We start from the raw sequence: 17,282 nt of genomic DNA, 5'->3' as shown, positions 1-17,282 counted from the left end.
AACTCTATTATCTTCACTCATAAAAAACCAGCGCGCTGGCGCTGGCTTTTTATTGATTAGCGTTGATTACCTTTTAATTTTCGCGTGCATTCCCTATACCGAAGGTTACCTTCTCGGTCAGCTCTACATTTAGCGACACGCAACATTCCGTTTGCGTTTTCAGTCAACAATAAACAGTTTGGCGCCTTTGGGAGAGGTAGAGCGATGCGCTTCTGCCTGGTCTGCGACTTGATAGCTGACACCGGGCGTTAAGGTAAAGATTCTGCCGTCATCCAGTTCGCTAATCAGTTCGCCTTCAAGGCAAAGAAGAATATGCCCTTTTTTACACCAATGATCGGCGATATATCCCGCGGAGTACTCTACCATTCTTACGCGAATATCGTCGAAATACTGTGTACGCCATAATGCATAGCCGACGTCGCCGCTGTGCGTTGTCGGTTCAATCAGTGACCAATCGGTGATACCAAACGGAATATTTGCCATGTGCATCTTAAGGTTACCTTATTATTATTTACGTGCAGGACCCTTATTGTTAGCAGATATTGTTACTCCGCTTCAAGTGAAGTCATCATTACCTGTTATCTCGCATGCGTATCACCGTGTGAGTGGGCGATGGGGAGCGTCCCGGTGATCGTCATCCGGGGCGGCAACTACCCGGTTTCTCCCTTGGTTTTTGGCCGCGTAAAGGGCGGTATCCGCATGGTGAATTAGTCCACTGGCAATCATATGTAGCGGCCTGTCTTCCGGGCTGGCTTGATCGCTGTTCAGTGTTGCAACACCGATGCTGATGGTGAGGTAACCCGTAGCGCTGGCGCTGTGTGGTAATCGCAGTGCGTGAATATTTTCCCGCAGGCGCTCGGCAACGATTACCGCTCCTACTTTGTCGGTATGCGGTAAAATCACCAGAAACTCTTCGCCGCCGTAGCGGCTCACGTTATCGTCGCTGCGCAACCGGGAAGAAAGCAGCGTTTTTGCTACCGTGCGCAGACAATCATCACCTGCCTGATGACCGAACGTATCATTGTAGTGTTTAAAAAAGTCGATATCGGCGAGGCACACCGAAAGCGGGATGCGTTTTTGTAGGGTGTGAGTGATTTCTTCAATCAGGTATTCGTCCATCTTGCGCCGGTTAAACAGCCCAGTAAGGTGGTCGTGTTGCGCATATTGTTGCAGCACTTTATTGGCGTCGGCGAGCTTTTGCTCTGCCTGACTGCGCCGGGTGACATCAACCCAGGTGACGGAAAGTCCCACCACATTATCACTGGCATCTCGCACCGGTACGGGCTGGGTGTAATAGCAGCGATCGAGCCAGATGACCTCACGGCTAGGGATGTCCCACCCCTTGTCGGCCAGTGTGAAATCGGTTTCAAATTGGAACCAACAATCGGGCATCAATGTGGATACCAGAAGTTCCGATGCTGATTCGTCGCTGTGGTTCAGCAAACGCATCATGGCCTTGTTGGACATCACAATACGACCCGCACGATCGATCATGCAGAGGGCAACGGGCGTGGTGTCATAGATGGTTTCCAACTGCAAAACCCGTTCACCGAGCGTTGATATATTGCGGTCAATGCCACGATAACCGCGCAACTCACCGTCGGGGCCAAACAGCGGAATGCCGCTGGTTTCCAGTACTACAATACGACCATCAGCCCGTCGATTGCGATTCACCAACCCAGAGAAAGGCCTTTTGGCTGCAACAATTTCACCGAACGTTTGCCCAACCCGTTCTGCTTCACCCGGCGGCATAAAATCAAACGGTGTTTTACCTATAACCTCTTGCGGTGTAAATCCCAGTAGTTCGGTGACCACCTCAGAAACCCAGGTATAACGGCCCTGAGCGTCAACTTCCCATACCCAATCGGAGTTATGATGGAGCAATTCAAAGAGATGGTTTACATCAACCTCGTTGAAGCCCAAGGGTTGTTCTTCATCATTTTTCATTATTATCGGTACGTCCAAAATGTATTCAGGCAATTGGCGCAATAGAATAAGAATACACGTTACGCAGAGGAGAAAGTATCTGGTATTGATGAAATGGATTTAGAAATATTACAGGGGCAACCTTGCTGCAAGGTCCAATGGACCGCGTTGAGGAATGTGGGGGCGTTCATCGATAATGTTGATAATGATCCCCTTGCTGCGTTACGGTAAATATTACGCGACGCTCCTTACCACCAGAGCAGGACACATCATTATTGTTAACATGACAGGAGCAGTATGGACAGTCTCTTTGTATACGGCACGCTGATGCCCGAGTGTGAAAATGCGCATCTGTTGGAGTCGATAGGCGGCACGTGGGTGCAGGGCTCGGTATCGGGTTCACTGCTTGATGCAGGATGGGGGGCCGGTATGGGGTATCCGGGGATTGTTCTCGATAACACCGGAAACCGCGTTGAGGGGTATCTGTTTTATTCTGCGTCCCTGGCCGAGCATTGGGATGCGCTTGATGAATTTGAAGGTGAGGAATATGCCAGAGTGCCGGTAGACGTCACGACAAAAGAGGGGGAGATTGTCTCCTCTTTCATCTACACGGTGGTACCCGAAGCACGTTAATACGACGGTATGCGTGCTGCCTTTCCACGTATGGCGGGGGACGTGCTATAAAAAAACGTTTTTCATCTGCGCCGCGTCTGCTGTCATTATCTTTAGCCCTGTCAATATTGATTCGGGCTGTGTCTATTTAACTTTAATTATCTTTATGAAATAAAATATAAAAAAAGCTATTTCCTCCTATAATTTGATGGCGGTGTCGGAAGCAAGAAGGCCAACCATTATTATCTCATCAGGAATGCCATTGGCGAGACTTTATACTGCATCGAACGTTTGGATGCAAAAGAGCTAATCAATGGAAGATATGGGGCAATACCGTCAGCTTAATGTTGGCGAGGAATATCAGTTCTCTCAGTACGCTTTATTACTGACACAGAGCAATGGGCAAGAATGTTACCTTCGCTTTCGCGACAAAGCAAATACGGCGGAATGCACAATCCCTGCTAACCAGCAACATTTGCTTGCCATCGCACCGGCCTCAGTTACCGTTGAGCATGGTGAATTACATTGTTTATCTCTTGATTTTACGTTGCTGGCAAAACTGCAAGTGTTTGTCGATAAATCAATGAATAAAGAAAGTACTTACGGCCCACGATCGCTGATGGCAAGCATGCCAACGACACTTGGCGACGAGCCTGAGCAAAAGGCGCTGGAATATTGGCTTTTGCATCAGACGTTGTTGGGAACGGAAGGCCTGGCGTGTTTTTCCAATGTATTGAGACAATCTGAATGGTATGCCCTGGTTGAGTTCCTTTTTGATGCTTATCGAAGTAATTCCACCCAGCGTTTACAGACGCTCTGTGCTCGTTATGGGCTCTCGGTTTCTCATTTTCGACGTTTATCGCGGCGCGCATTGGGCAATACGGCAAAATCTGCGCTACGTGATTGGCGTCTGGGGCAGGCACTGTTTGAATTGATTAATGGCGATAATAATTTAACGACTATCGCAATGAATCATGGATATGCATCACTTTCTCATTTCTCCAATGAAGTGAAAGAAGTGATTGGTGTTTCGCCAAGGAATTTGAAGAAATTATTGCAAGCGAGTTAACGTAATATGAGTACAGATTTTTCGACAAAAATACGGGCATCAATAGCCATATTGCTGTTTGTTCTAATGCCAATACAGGCATTCGCAGAAACAGTAAATGAAAATAATCAATCTTCTCGCCAGGGAAGCGGATATATGGCCCGGCAGGAGAGTGTGAATGGCATTTTTGATGCCATCTCTGCAGCTATGAGAAAACCCGTGATTTTAAGTAAGCTAGCGGCACGTAAGAAAGTCACCGGTGAGTTTGATCTGAGCCGCCCACAGGATGTGCTGGTATCGGTATCCGAACAGCTTGGACTGATTTGGTACAGTGATGGCCAGGCGGTTTATGTCTATGACGCAACGGAAATGCGTAATGCAGTTATCGTTTTGCGTAATACGTCATTCAGCACGGTTGAAAGCTTTTTGAAGAATTCAGGTTTGCACGATCCTCGCTTTCCTCTGCGTTCAGATAATCGCAATTCCACTTTTTATGTGTCTGGCCCGCCAATCTATGTCGATCTGATCACGAGTACGGCGAAATATCTCGATCAAAAAAACGATACCTTCGATGGGCGAGAGAGCATTGCCGTGATTCAGCTACACAACACTTTTGTTGAAGACCGTTCCTTTAAATACCGCGATGAAAAAATCGTCATTCCAGGCATTTCGACGGTAATAAATAAAATCATCAGTACCGGGCCGACAGCAGGGAGAAGCATGCAGGTGGTGCCGCGTAAACCGGTCAAAGCCGAGCTGGATACCGCCGACCTGCCGCAGGATTTGCTTGACAGCTATGCACATGAAGATGCGATGGCGGCGGCGAATATTGCCCATAACGCCAGTGAAGTGAGTGTTATTGCCGAGCCGGGAACCAATAGCCTTCTGGTGCGTGGAAGCCCTGAGCAGGTTGAATATATTCGTAATCTGGCGAAAACCTTGGATATCGCCAAGCGTCATATTGAACTTTCCGTTTGGATTGTTGATTTACAAAAAGAAGCCTTCGACAACCTCGGCGTTCAGTGGAGCGGAAATCTGAATGTAGGGGGGAATCTGGGTATTTCACTTAACGGCGGCTCGAGCACTATTGATGGTGCCAGCTTTATGGTTACGGCGTTGGCGTTGAGCGAGAAGAAAAAAGCTAACATTGTTTCCCGCCCCATGCTGCTGACCCAGGAAAATATTCCGGCCATTTTTGACAATAGCCGCACCTTCTATGCCAGCCTGGTGGGTGAACGCACCGCCCAGTTAGAAAACGTCACCTACGGCACCTTGGTCAGTGTACTCCCCCGTTTTACCGCGAATGGGGAAATTGAAATGATGTTGAACGTTGAAGATGGTAGTCAGTTTGATACAACCAAAACCAACGAGTCTACGTTGCCAGAAGTCGGCAGAACCAATATCAGTACTATCGCCCGTGTGCCGAAAGGAAAAAGCTTATTGATTGGCGGGTATACCCATGATGAAAGAAGCACGGTGGAAGGGAAAATACCGTTGTTAGGTGACATTCCTCTGCTTGGCAAACTGTTCCAATACTCTCGCGACCGAGAATCAAGCATGGTTCGGGTATTCCTGATTCAGCCAAGAGAGATTGATGCTCCGTTATCACCGGATGCACACACGATGATTAACGATATACGAAAAGATCTGGGTAACGATCAATTGCAAAACTGGATGACCAATTATTTGGACAGCCAAAAATGGCGATAAGCGTTGGGTCCGGTAGTTCTACTCTCCAGCTTCAAATGGCTCGACGAGAGAAGCAGAATGCAGAAAAAAACGTTTCTGCTGAACAGAATAACGTTTCATCTGGCGATGAAATGCAGGATACGGAAGATCTTTCTCCCGCAGCCAGAGCGCAGAAGTTGTATCACGCTGCGGATGATATGTCGGCGGTTGCGGGACGTTTTCGCCAGCGCAGGGAATATGAAAAGAAATCAAGCGCAATGGGAGAAAGCAGCTTTGATCGCGTATTAGACGATGATGCTCAGCCGAAAGTGAGCAAGCTGATTCAAGCCCTGAATGGGAAAGAAGGGGCGGCTATTATGCGTTTTTTACAACAGGCGCGCGCATTGTTTCCAGATGAGAGCGATCTGGTGATGGTGTTACGCGAACTGTTGTATCGACGAAATTTGGATGAGATACGCCGAAAACGTCTCAAAGCAATGTTGTCCCTGGTTGAAAAAGAAGCGGATCCCAAGCGCTTAAAAGCCGGAATTAATGTTGCGTTAAAGGCCCGGTTATTAGGCTCGACGCTCAAGATGACTCCCACATTACTGCGTGAGAGCTATCGAAGCTTTTTAGCCAATGATGATACGGACCTGATGCAGTACCAAACGTGGATATCGACCTATGGCGTTGAAAATCGAGGGATCCTGACCACGTTTATGGAAGATGCGCTGTTGGCGGATATTGACGCGGTTGATCCCAGCTGTAGTCATTCGGAGTTTTTCTTTCTTCAGGAAAGAATAATGCAAATTAAGCGCATCCGATCGAGTGATATTTTGTTTGTGCAGGGGTTACTCAATAACCCTCTTATTCGCGATGTTGATGAAAAAGAAGAGACCTGGCTGCTATTGCTCTTCGGCATGATCGAAAATACGGATGATGTGGATATATTGCTTTCACAAACCGTAGGTCACCCTTTACGTTTTGCAGAGCATAAAAATCGAGCGCTAGTTTTACAAATGATTTATTACTATTTCAAAAAATTACCTCATGAAGTGTTTTTTTTAGGGGAAGAAAGAATAAAATTATTGATGTATTTTGAAGAGAAACTCAATACGGCATTATACCACGAACGAATTGAACAGCGGAAAACCGCACAGTGATTTCTATACATAAGTTGAATGAAATAGGTTAATAGGATGATTGATTTTTTAAATCGGGTAAGGAACCATCCGGAACTCTTTATTCTTATATTGATTGTTGTGATCATTTCTATGTTGGTTATTCCTCTGCCAACCTATTTGGTCGATTTTTTGATTGGGTTAAACATTGTATTGTCCATTCTGGTTTTTTTAGCATCGTTTTATATTGATAAAATCTTGAGTTTTTCAACATTTCCCGCCGTGTTGTTGATTACAACGCTGTTTCGATTAGCGCTATCCGTGAGTACCAGTCGCCTGATATTAAACGATGCAGATGCGGGGGACATCATCTCCACGTTCGGTGAATTCGTTATTGGGGAAAGCCTGGTCGTTGGGTTTGTGATTTTTGCGATAGTTACCATCGTGCAGTTTATGGTGATAACCAAAGGTGCTGAACGTGTCGCTGAGGTGGCAGCGCGTTTTTCTCTGGATGGCATGCCTGGCAAGCAAATGAGCATTGATGCGGATTTGCGTGCGGGCTCGATTGACGCTGAAGATGCCATGTCACGGCGCAGTGTGGTTGAGCGTGAAAGCCAACTCTATGGCTCTTTTGATGGTGCGATGAAGTTTATCAAGGGCGATGCGATTGCCGGAATCATCGTCATCTTCATCAACTTCATTGGTGGAATCAGCGTCGGGGTATCCATTAATGGCATGGATATGTCAACCGCGCTCTCTACCTATACGATGTTGACGATAGGCGATGGTCTGGTTGCTCAAATCCCGGCACTGTTGATCGCCATTGGCGCGGGTTTCATTGTGACCCGTGTCAATGGTGACGGCGATAACATGGGGCGCACCATTGTTGATCAGCTGTTCACCAACCCTTCGGTACTGGTTATTGCGGCGATTATTGCCTTGGGCATCGGCAGCCTGCCGGGATTCCCTTTTTCTGTCTTTATGATCTTGGCATTGCTGCTCGCCGGACTTTACGGTTATCAACGTTGGAAAAACAAGAAGGCACAGGCCGATCTTGAGGGGGTAACGTCACAGCAACCTTATGAAAGAGATGTGTTAGCCGAGGCGGAAAGCTCACTGGGTATCATTAACAATCTGAATAATGTCTCAGCAGAAACGGTGCCCTTGATTCTTGTCGTTAACAAAAGCGATGAACCAATGCTGGGAAAGGCGAATATTACTGAACGCTTTCGCAGCCAGTTCTTTATTGACTATGGGATAAACCTGCCGGAAATCACGGTGAGAGCGTCCGAGCACATAGAGCCTGAAACCGTCTCTGTGTTAATCAATGAAATCAGCGCAGAGCGTTTTCAAATAAAATTTAATCAATACCGCGTTATTAACGGTTCTGATGAGCTGTTACACCTTGGAATACCGGTATCTACCATTGAGAACATGCAATGGATTGATGAAGAACAGCGAGAATCTGTTGCGGCATTAGGGTATCAGTTGCGTAGTGGTATTGATGAAATGTATTACACCTTGGCCGCCGTGTTGATTCGTCATGTTAACGAGTATTTCGGTGTACAGGAAACAAAGCATATTCTCGATAAAATGGAAGATAAATACCCCGATCTGATGAAGGAAGTGATGCGCCATGCCACTATTCAGCGAATTTCTGAGGTATTACAGCGCCTTTTGAGTGAGCGTATTTCGGTGCGTAATATGCGGTTAATTATGGAGGCCCTTGCCCAATGGGCGCCGCGTGAAAAAGAGGTGATATCTCTGGTGGAGCATGTTCGTGGCGCACTTTCACGTTATATTTGCCATAAATTCTCTGTGGGGAATTCTCTTCGTGTGATTATGTTATCTGCGGAATTTGAAGACCAAATTCGTCAGAGTATTAGAAATACCTCAACGGGTGTGTTCCTTCATATTGAACCTTCTGTGGCAGATGAGTTGATTGATCGGTTTGCACTGGCCATGGAGAGTGTCGCGATGTCTTGTAAAGATTTAGTTGTGCTCTCCTCAGTGGATATACGCCGTTTCTTAAAGCGTTTTATTGAGTCACGCTTTAAAGATCTTGAAGTTATATCGTTCGGTGAAATAACCGATACGGTATCAATCAATGTGGTGAAAACCATTTAATTAAGGAAGAGCTGAAATGTATATTGATATTGTAAAATTGGTTCGTGATGCGCTACTGCACAGTGGGGTGGATGAATCCATTCTGAGTGATTTTGATGGCCATTCAACCATTGCGCTAGATTTTGAAAATTATCCCAGCTTGTTAATTAGCAATGTTGATGGGCAGATATGGATCTGGTCACAGCTCTACGAAAACACACCTGGCTTATTGCAGCATAAATCAGCCCAAATCCAGGAAAAAATGATGGAAGGGTGCCATTTTTCGATGACTGGGCAATTACAGATTGCCATTAATAATGACACCATCGAATTAAAAGGATTGGTACATCCTGATTATCTGACTGATGGTGCTCGCTTTGCGGATGCAATGGATGAATTTTTCCAATTGCAAGAAGCTTTTTTGGGAGTGATTCGCTAATGGCGAACCGACAGCTCTTACGTCAACAAGCACATCCTTTGCGCCTGTCTGGCTCCATCATTGAAGCGCGATTGCCCGGCGTGACTGTCGGGGAAGTCTGCGAAGTTCGCCAAGGCTGGAGCCAGCCAGAGATCCTGGCTCGCGCTCAGGTATTGGGGTTTCATGGCGATACGACACTGCTGAGTTTGATCGGTAATGCGCAAGGCTTGTCGCGAGAGGTGGTAATTTGTCCCACAGGGGCAGGGCTGTCGGTAGTACTGAGTCACGACCTGCTGGGGTGTGTGCTGAACCCGTTTGGTGAAGTGGTGGAACGATTGGCGGGAGAGGAACGAGGGTTTGCCTGGCAACGCCGACCCATTGATGCGCCGCCGCCACTGTACCAGGATCGTGTGGGCATCCAGCAGCCGTTTTTGACCGGAATCAGGGCTATTGATGGGCTGATTACCTGTGGTGTGGGTCAGCGCATGGGCATTTTCGCATCGGCGGGGTGCGGGAAAACGACCTTAATGCACATGCTTATCGAGCAATCACAGGCCGATGTTTTCGTGATTGCGCTTGTCGGTGAGCGTGGGCGTGAAGTGACGGAGTTCATTGAAGCATTGCGCCAGTCCGATCGTCAGCGTCAGTGCATTTTGGTTTACGCGACCTCAGATTATTCATCGTTGAATCGGTGCAATGCTGCGCAGGTTGCAACCACTGTTGCGGAATATTTTCGTGATGCAGGCATGAATGTCGTGCTCTTCCTGGATTCTATTACGCGTTATGCCAGAGCTCTACGTGATGTGGCGCTGGCAATGGGAGAATCACCGGCCCGACGCGGCTATCCTGCCTCGGTATTTGAGGCCTTGCCCAAGTTGTTGGAACGCCCGGGGGTCACCCAAACCGGAAGTATCACGGCCTATTACACCATTCTTTTGGAAAGTGATGATGAGCCCGATCCGATTGCGGAAGAAATTCGCTCAATCCTTGATGGGCATATCTACCTGAGCCGTAAATTGGCGGCCAAAAATCACTACCCGGCGATTGATGTGTTGAACAGTGTGAGTCGTGTTGCGAGTCAGGTTTGTGGCAGTGAACATCTTTACTACGCGGGCGAACTGCGCCGTATTTTAGCCAAAATCGATGAACTGCAACTCTTTGTGGATTTAGGGGAATATCAACCGGGCGAGAATGAAGAGAACGATCGTGCGATGGACAAACGCGATCGTTTGTTTGCCTGGTTAAAACAGCGTGTCGATGAACACGCTGATTTCAATACGATAACCGATGAGATGAAACGTCATGCTTCGTGAGATGAAAACGTTGGTTGGGCATGTTGCCTTAAAAATTCAGCGTAATGATGTGCTGTTTAATAGAAAAAAAAGTGAGAACAACACATTAATCACCCAGATAGACAGCTTCGAAAAAGAGATTTCAGCCATCGAAATGCTTAGCCGAAGCTTGTACCCCGGAGGAGAAACCAACAAAGAGAAAATATTTGCGATACAACGTCGGCAGGGGACACTCAAGAAGAAATTGGCGGACATCAAAGTTCAAAAATCTCAAAAAATTCTTGAACAGGAAAAGTGTGAACAAGAACATCTGGCGATATTCGAGAAAAGGAAACTGCTTGATAGAAAGATAAAGAAGTATGAATCGCTACAACACCAGGTTCGAAAAAATAAGCGTATCAGAGATGCCAAAATTGAAGATAACGAGATAGAGGAAAGAATATCATGGCGACGTTACATGGAGTGAAAGCCATTTTTTCTGGCAGTGGTCCCGACATGCAAGAAAATGCGACGCAAAGTTTGGAGCACATTGTTTTAAATGCCATAAAGCAAAAAGCAAAACAGATAAAGAAAGGACCCGAGGAAGGTGCCTTACCTCCTGGTGCGCTTTCTCACGCCTCGCTATACGCAACACTGCCGGAATTGCATGCCAGTCTGGGTAAATGGACGGAAAGCGTGCGAGGAAAAGTCAATCTGTCCACGCAGTCAGAAACGCGCACCGAAGTGGGTAAGACGGTAAATCTCAACGCAACTGAGGTAGCGTTCGGTAAGGGTGCACCAACGAATAAAACAGCCGTACACCATGATCTATCCGTTTTTTCATCCAGTGTGGGGGAAAAGGTAGCGGCAGTCGGTGGATTGCAGGGGCAGTCTGCTGACATTGCACTTCAGGAGCGTCGCGATGCACCACTTTCTCAAGCGATAGTGAGTCAGGTAGCGGATACGACCATTTTGCCCTCTACGAGCACGTCTTCAGAAGCGCTTAGTCCCAAGGCTGAAAGAGAACTCACCTCCTCTGCGCTTCCTCTACTTAGCGACGTACAACATCGCGCTTTCACCGGTGATAGTGCGGCACGCGGTGCTGAGAATGCGTTCGCAGGGGCGAACAGACAGCCGCTTCCCTCTGAGGCAATACTGAGAAACATTGGCAACGCGGCGTCTAATGAGGCGGCGTCAGAGAGCCAATTATTGTACCGTTTTTCGGATTGGGGAGATGGTCATAAGGTTAATGTGTTGGTAGGTGGACACGCTAAGGCACCTCATGTGCTGCACGTTTCTGATCCGTTAGTTCACCAGCGCTTAGCCGATTACGAAGGCCAGGGACAAAGCGATCCTGAATGGGTGTTTTCTGAAGAGGATGATCAGCCAAAGAAAGAGCACAACACCTTTGCCGATGAGGAAAATGCGTGATTGGTCAACACCTACGCGGCTATTCAAAGCGCGAACTATCCGAGCGTCGCAGAGTGACATCGTGGCAAAACCAAGGCTTTGACGTTTGTCAGCGCCTGGTGCCCGGCAATCACCTGCTGCATTTTATTGCCGATACGGGGTGGGAGGGCATTATCGATCTGGAGAGATGGTTTTGCCACCGAGTGCCTCAAAGTGCAGCACTGTCGAGTGCATCGTGGTCGCCAGCTCAGTTGGAGACCTTGTTCATTAATTGCGTACAGCCGATTGATGGGTTGCCGCAAGACCTGGCATACCAACGTTTGGAAAGCAAAGGTCGGGTGGAGGCATCGTCTGTTCTGCCGCAGGCTTACGCCTGCATGGCGTCGCAAGGGCGTGTATGGCTGCATACCTTTCCTTCTCACGCCATGTTGGATGAGAGTATCCGCCATTTTAAGGCGGACGATCTGCCTTTACCCATCCAGTTTCAAATTGGCTACAGCCATATCTCTACGGCTTTGCTGAAACGCGTTCAGCGTGGTGATGTGATATTGGTTAATCATGAAGAATGCACGGTTGCCTCATCAAACCAGGTTTTGGGGCGCTTTATCAAAATTGAGGAGGGATTTATGTTTGATGAAACGGACGTGGCTGCAATGTCAGAACGTGAAAATGAATTATCTGTGTCAGAGCACATCAACGAGGTGGCTGCTACGCCAGTACGATCGCGTGATGAGATTAACGTAAAGCTCAATGTGGTATTGCAACAAAGTACCCTCACCGTTGCTGAATTAGAATCCTTTTATCAAGGCCAGGTTATTCCCTGTCATCCTGATGCAGAACAGAATATATCGATTATTGCTAATGGTGTGCCGGTTGCCAAAGGTGAGTTGGTGTGGATTGAGGATCGTTTGGGTATTGAGATAAAAGATATTTATCAAGAGGCTGGTAATGTCTCACGGCAATGATATTTCTCTGATTGCGATACTGGCATTTTCAACGCTTCTTCCTTTTTTAATCGCATGCGGAACCTGTTATATAAAGTTTTCCATTGTATTTGTGATGGTACGCAATGCATTGGGACTTCAGCAAGTTCCTTCAAATATGACATTGAACGGCGTAGCGTTGATTTTATCTTTTTTTGTCATGTTACCTGTGGTGAAAAATGGCTATGAGCAATTTCAGCAAGCCAATGTCGATACGAGAGACAGTCAATCAGTAATACATTTTGTTGAGAATGGACTGGATAGTTATCGGGATTATCTTGAGAAATATTCTGATCCAGAATTAGCCCATTTTTTTGAGCGGGCTCACCTGCAACGCGGAGATAACCCTGACAATGATGTGCAGGAAGAAGAGCGTACTTCTATTCTGGCATTATTACCTGCTTATGCGTTAAGCGAGATAAAGAGTGCGTTCAAGATAGGTTTCTATCTTTATCTGCCATTCGTTGTTATTGATTTACTGGTATCCAGCATTTTGCTGGCGCTCGGTATGATGATGATGAGTCCCGTAACCATTTCAGTACCCATTAAATTGGTACTCTTTGTTGTGTTAGATGGATGGACGCTACTATCCAAAGGGTTGGTAACACAATACTTGGAACTGGCGTTATAGCCGTGGAGAACCATCATGGATGAAATAGCGTTCGCAGGTAATAAAGCACTTTACCTGATTTTGACAATGTCGGCATTACCCATTGCCGTTGCCACAATAGTGGGGCTTTTGGTGGGTTTATTCCAGACCGTAACTCAGCTTCAAGAACAGACATTGCCTTTCGGTGTCAAGTTATTAAGCGTAGCGTTGTGTCTATTTCTTATTTCCGGGTGGTATGGCGATATTATGCTGAATTATGCTCGTGAAGTCATAAGAATCGCACTTGCGTGATAAGTACTATGTTTACTGGAATGTTTTTCGATCTTCACTCCTGGCTTTATGAAATGGCTATGGTCTCTGCTCGCCTGATGCCTGCATTTATATTGCTGCCCTTTTTCAACAATAATACGTTGACTGGCGCTATCAGATTACCCGTTGCCTTGCTCACGGGCAGTGTGTTGTGGCCGCATACGGGAGAAGCGATGGCCGGGTACGATAACATCTGGTTTTTAATTTTGATCGGTAAGGAGTTAGCTGTTGGTCTGCTCATCGCTGGCTTTCTGTGTTTACCGTGTTGGGTTATGCACGCGATGGGCAGTTTTATCGACAATCAACGTGGTGCAACCCTGAGTAGTAGCATTGACCCACTTTCAGGCGTGGATACTTCAGAACTGGCTAACTTTTTTAACCTCTTTGCCGCCGTGATTGTGCTGCAAAGCGGCGGGCTGCTGTTAATGCTGGAGGTTTTCGAGAAAAGTTATCAATTATGGCAACCCTATCAATTGGATATGCCGACATATCGTACCGTTTTCGGGTTCCTTACGTTGGTGGTGAAGAATGGCGTTATTCTTGCGAGCCCGTTGATTATTATTTTTTTGTTGTCTGAGCTTTTTTTAGGATTGCTGGCACGGTTTGCCCCACAGTTGAATGCCTTTTCGCTGGCATTGACGGTTAAGAGTCTTATTGGATTCTTGCTGTTACTGCTCTATTTCACCCCCATATTGCCCGACCGCATTATGGATTTGCGCCTTTACCCTATCGATCTGCTTGGCTGGTGATGTGGTGGTTATCGCGTCAGCGTGAACCTGAAGTATAAAGGGAATTTATGTCTGGAAGTAAAACGGAAAAACCGACTGACAAAAAGAAAAAAGACGCGGCGAAAAAAGGTCAGTCGTTTAAGAGTAAGGATTTAGTCATTGCGTGTCTGATATTGCTGGGCGTGCAGTACCTGATTAATTTTTCTGGCGTCTTTGAGTTGATGTCCATGTGGCGACTTGTCATCGAAAATGGTTTTACTCACGATGCGCTTGGTTATGCTGAGGCGATGTTTTGGACAGGGCTAAAGTTATTTTTACCCTTCCTGTTGCTTTGTATTGCTGCCTCGGTGTTTCCAACATTATTGCAAACCGGTTTTTTGCTTGCCAGTAAAGCGCTGAAACTGAATTTTAATGCCTTAAACCCGGTTAACGGTTTCAAGAAGTTATTTAGTTTACGTACAATAAAAGATGTCGTTAAAACCTTACTGTTCCTGACGAGTTTTATCGTTGCTGCTATGGTATTTTGGAATAAACACAAACATATGGTTTTTTCTCAGCTCAATGCTGAGCCCGTACAAATATTCTTGGTATGGGGAAAGCTTTTTGGCGCATTAATCTATTTATGCTTATTCTGCGCGCTATTGGTTGTTGTAGTAGATGCGTTTGCTGAGTATTTCCTTCATATAAGAGATCTCAAAATGGATAAGCAGGAGGTTAAACGAGAATTCAAAGAGCAAGACGGCGATCCAGAAGTAAAATCTAAGCGTAAAGAACTGCATGCTGAGCTATTGTCGGAACAAATAAAAACTGACATTGAAAAATCAGCCGTAATTATTGCTAACCCAACGCATATTGCGGTTGGGATCTATCTCAATATGGAGGTGGTGGGGATACCATTTATCTCTGTACTCGAGAGAAATCAGAGAGCACTTGCCGTCAGGGCTTATGCTGAGAAGGTGGGCGTTCCTGTTGTTGAAGATATTAAGTTGGCACGACGAATATTTAAAACCCATCAGCGATACTCTTTTGTCAGCATTGAGGAACTGGATAATGTCATTGGTATCCTTGTCTGGTTGCAACAAGTTGAAAATGCTTGGAAAAATGAGAATGTCTCGCCCCCGTGAACGCACGGTGAATGAGCGTTCTTTATGTGAATATCAAATAAACGCATGGTTTAATAACGGTCATCAGCAGTAAGCGGTGACCCTACTGAGGAGAGTGAAAATGGAACAAAACACGGGCGCTATCACCGAGCAGGAAGCAACATTATTAATGACCGCAACATTGGAACATGGGGCGACATTAAAAGAGATCCATGGCATTACTGATGACATGATGGAAAATGTCTATGCATATGCTTATCAGGCATACAAAAATGGCCAGTTAGATGAAGCGGAAAATTTGTTCCATTTTCTTTGTCTCTACGATCTTAAAAATCCAGACTATTTTATTGGTTTGGGTGCCGTTAATCAGGTAAAGAAAAATTACAGCAAAGCGTGTGATTTTTATTCACTGGCCTATGTCATGGCTGAGAATGATTTCAATCCTGTCTTTTATTCTGGACAGTGCCAACTGCTTATGGGGAATGTTGTTAAGGCATTACAGTGTTTTGATATTATTTGCTCACGGTGTGAGGACGCATCTTTGGTTGCCAAAGCTAAAGCGTATATGAGTACTATTCGTCAAAATATGGGAGAGAGTGAAGCGTTAAATAACGCTAAGCCCTCTGAGGAAACCGTTTAATTTCATAGGCCTTAAATAAATGGATGTCTCCAAAACAGGTAAAGCGATAAATCTTGCGAATTTGTCATCCAATACTGGAAAAGTAAGCGAAGCAATTTCAACAAAAACGCATATTTCTCAGGTAAAGGGAAAGGCTATTGATCAATTGGCCCAACAACGTGCCAGGGAAATCATTGCCGATGATGTCTCGGTACAAACAGCAACGTTAACGGCGGATACCGTTGAGTTACCTGCAATCCGCCAATCGACACCGTTAACCAGCAAAGCGCAAATGTTGCTTTTAATGGCGCAGTATCAGGAGATAACCAATGGGATGGACGCAACACAGCGTGCCAATGCCTTGGCCGTGTTTTTGACCCAGTCAGAAGCGCGCATGGATAAAGCACGTGAGCTGTCAGCACATCTGGATGCGTTGCACCAATCTTACGATGGCCTTGAGGCTGAGTTTAACGAGGCACAAAAGGGCGTGGAGGGAGCAGCAGATAATGTGGCTCAAGCGCAAGGTAAGCTTGATGAGGCGCAGAAGTCACTGGATGAATTGTTAGAAAAATTAGGGGTTACAGACCCTGATGATCCATCACTGGCAGATGACCCTGACGTAGCGCAAGCGAAAAAGGAGATTGCTGATGCGCAAAAAGCGTTAGGCCTTGCTCAATCAACGTTGTCCTCTGCGCGCGCGATTGCGGAGCAAAAGCTTGCTGTGATGCAGAGTGTGCTGAATAACATTAATGCCAGTACGGCAGAAATGAATACAAAGTACAACGATGTGGACTTGACATCAAAAGGTAGCATCGCATCCAACAATGCAGTGGTGCAATCGGAAAAAGCGCTGACGAAAACGGCCGTTATGATCATGCTAATCACCGAGTTTATTATGCAAATGGAGGAAGCATCTGCGGAAAAGCTTAAAAACGACCTTGAACTGAACCGTATTCAAACCAAAGCGCGCCAGGCGGAAATGCAGCGCAAATCTGATGAATACGAAGAACAGGTTCGAAAAGCGGAAGAAGCGCAAAAAATGGCCAGCTGTATTGGTAAAATTTTAGGCGGCTTGGCAATTGCGTTAGGGGCAATTACTACCGTATTTGGTGGTGGTGGTGTGGCGTTAATGGCTGTTGGTATCGCCTTGATGGTCGCTGACCCCATTGTCGCTGCTATTACCGGTAAATCATTAACGGAAATGGTAATGAATCCCCTCATGGAGCATGTTTTTATGCCTCTCATGAATATTCTTGGCGATATTATCACGCAGATTTTTGATAAAACACCACTCGGGTTGTTGCTACATGCCATCGATAAAGCAACGGGGGCCAACATGATGGATACCAT

18 protein-coding genes are annotated in these 17,282 nt (G+C 46.3%); 16 read left to right on the top strand and 2 right to left on the bottom strand.

What is annotated here, in order from left to right:
• Positions 1-159: 159 nt before the first annotated feature.
• The gene (locus J5224_RS19575; RefSeq protein ID WP_264626942.1) at positions 160-489 is read right to left on the bottom strand and encodes a DHCW motif cupin fold protein; all 330 of its coding nucleotides are present in this window, start codon (positions 487-489) and stop codon (positions 160-162) included.
• A gap of 105 nt (positions 490-594) precedes the next feature.
• A complete protein-coding gene (locus J5224_RS19570) occupies positions 595-1,947 on the bottom strand; it encodes a diguanylate cyclase (RefSeq protein ID WP_264626941.1) in 1,353 nt (450 codons plus the stop codon).
• Positions 1,948-2,223: 276 nt separating this feature from the next.
• Between J5224_RS19570 and J5224_RS19565 the strand changes: the two genes are divergently transcribed.
• The 16 genes from J5224_RS19565 to sctE form a co-directional block, all read left to right on the top strand.
• The gene (locus J5224_RS19565) at positions 2,224-2,559 is read left to right on the top strand and encodes a gamma-glutamylcyclotransferase (protein ID WP_264626940.1); all 336 of its coding nucleotides are present in this window, start codon (positions 2,224-2,226) and stop codon (positions 2,557-2,559) included.
• Positions 2,560-2,851: 292 nt separating this feature from the next.
• Complete coding sequence (locus tag J5224_RS19560; RefSeq protein WP_264626939.1) at positions 2,852-3,607, top strand: helix-turn-helix domain-containing protein; 756 nt, start codon at positions 2,852-2,854, stop codon at positions 3,605-3,607.
• Positions 3,608-3,613: 6 nt separating this feature from the next.
• Positions 3,614-5,296 (top strand): type III secretion system outer membrane ring subunit SctC, encoded by a 1,683-nt coding sequence (gene sctC, locus J5224_RS19555; protein ID WP_413544701.1) that lies wholly within the window; start codon positions 3,614-3,616, stop codon positions 5,294-5,296.
• On the top strand, positions 5,287-6,417 hold the full coding sequence (gene sctW, locus J5224_RS19550) for a type III secretion system gatekeeper subunit SctW (RefSeq protein WP_264626937.1): 1,131 nt from the start codon (positions 5,287-5,289) through the stop codon (positions 6,415-6,417). Before sctC ends, sctW begins: the two co-directional genes overlap by 10 nt.
• A gap of 36 nt (positions 6,418-6,453) precedes the next feature.
• Positions 6,454-8,502, top strand: a complete 2,049-nt coding sequence (locus tag J5224_RS19545) for an EscV/YscV/HrcV family type III secretion system export apparatus protein (RefSeq protein WP_264626936.1) — start codon at positions 6,454-6,456, stop codon at positions 8,500-8,502.
• Positions 8,503-8,518: 16 nt separating this feature from the next.
• Positions 8,519-8,920 carry an SPI-1 type III secretion system chaperone SpaK gene (spaK, locus tag J5224_RS19540; protein ID WP_264626935.1) on the top strand — a complete coding sequence of 134 codons (402 nt, stop codon included), beginning with the start codon at positions 8,519-8,521 and terminating at the stop codon, positions 8,918-8,920.
• Positions 8,920-10,212: a type III secretion system ATPase SctN gene (gene sctN / locus J5224_RS19535; protein WP_264626934.1), complete on the top strand. Its 1,293-nt coding sequence runs from the start codon at positions 8,920-8,922 to the stop codon at positions 10,210-10,212. The genes spaK and sctN overlap by 1 nt, the downstream gene beginning before the upstream one ends.
• Positions 10,202-10,657: a hypothetical protein gene (locus tag J5224_RS19530; RefSeq protein WP_264626933.1), complete on the top strand. Its 456-nt coding sequence runs from the start codon at positions 10,202-10,204 to the stop codon at positions 10,655-10,657. Before sctN ends, J5224_RS19530 begins: the two co-directional genes overlap by 11 nt.
• On the top strand, positions 10,636-11,601 hold the full coding sequence (locus tag J5224_RS19525; RefSeq protein WP_264626932.1) for a hypothetical protein: 966 nt from the start codon (positions 10,636-10,638) through the stop codon (positions 11,599-11,601). The genes J5224_RS19530 and J5224_RS19525 overlap by 22 nt, the downstream gene beginning before the upstream one ends.
• Complete coding sequence (locus J5224_RS19520; protein WP_264626931.1) at positions 11,598-12,545, top strand: FliM/FliN family flagellar motor switch protein; 948 nt, start codon at positions 11,598-11,600, stop codon at positions 12,543-12,545. The genes J5224_RS19525 and J5224_RS19520 overlap by 4 nt, the downstream gene beginning before the upstream one ends.
• Positions 12,529-13,194 carry an EscR/YscR/HrcR family type III secretion system export apparatus protein gene (locus J5224_RS19515; protein WP_264626930.1) on the top strand — a complete coding sequence of 222 codons (666 nt, stop codon included), beginning with the start codon at positions 12,529-12,531 and terminating at the stop codon, positions 13,192-13,194. The genes J5224_RS19520 and J5224_RS19515 overlap by 17 nt, the downstream gene beginning before the upstream one ends.
• A 15-nt stretch (positions 13,195-13,209) precedes the next feature.
• On the top strand, positions 13,210-13,464 hold the full coding sequence (locus J5224_RS19510) for an EscS/YscS/HrcS family type III secretion system export apparatus protein (RefSeq protein ID WP_264626929.1): 255 nt from the start codon (positions 13,210-13,212) through the stop codon (positions 13,462-13,464).
• A gap of 8 nt (positions 13,465-13,472) precedes the next feature.
• On the top strand, positions 13,473-14,231 hold the full coding sequence (gene sctT / locus J5224_RS19505; RefSeq protein WP_264626928.1) for a type III secretion system export apparatus subunit SctT: 759 nt from the start codon (positions 13,473-13,475) through the stop codon (positions 14,229-14,231).
• A gap of 47 nt (positions 14,232-14,278) precedes the next feature.
• Positions 14,279-15,334, top strand: coding sequence for an EscU/YscU/HrcU family type III secretion system export apparatus switch protein (locus J5224_RS19500; protein ID WP_264626927.1), 1,056 nt, complete (start codon positions 14,279-14,281; stop codon positions 15,332-15,334).
• Between the two features lie 100 nt (positions 15,335-15,434).
• Entirely contained in the window at positions 15,435-15,953 is a 519-nt protein-coding gene (gene sicA, locus J5224_RS19495) for a type III secretion system translocator chaperone SicA (RefSeq protein WP_264626926.1), read from the top strand.
• Positions 15,954-15,972: 19 nt separating this feature from the next.
• The coding region (gene sctE / locus J5224_RS19490; protein ID WP_264626925.1) for a type III secretion system translocon subunit SctE at positions 15,973-17,282 on the top strand (1,310 nt) is incomplete at its 3' end.

The sequence above is a fragment of the Candidatus Symbiopectobacterium sp. NZEC135 genome, assembly GCF_025962695.1.
Note: the sequence above shows the minus strand (reverse complement) of the source record. Positions and strands in the feature narration are given on the sequence as shown.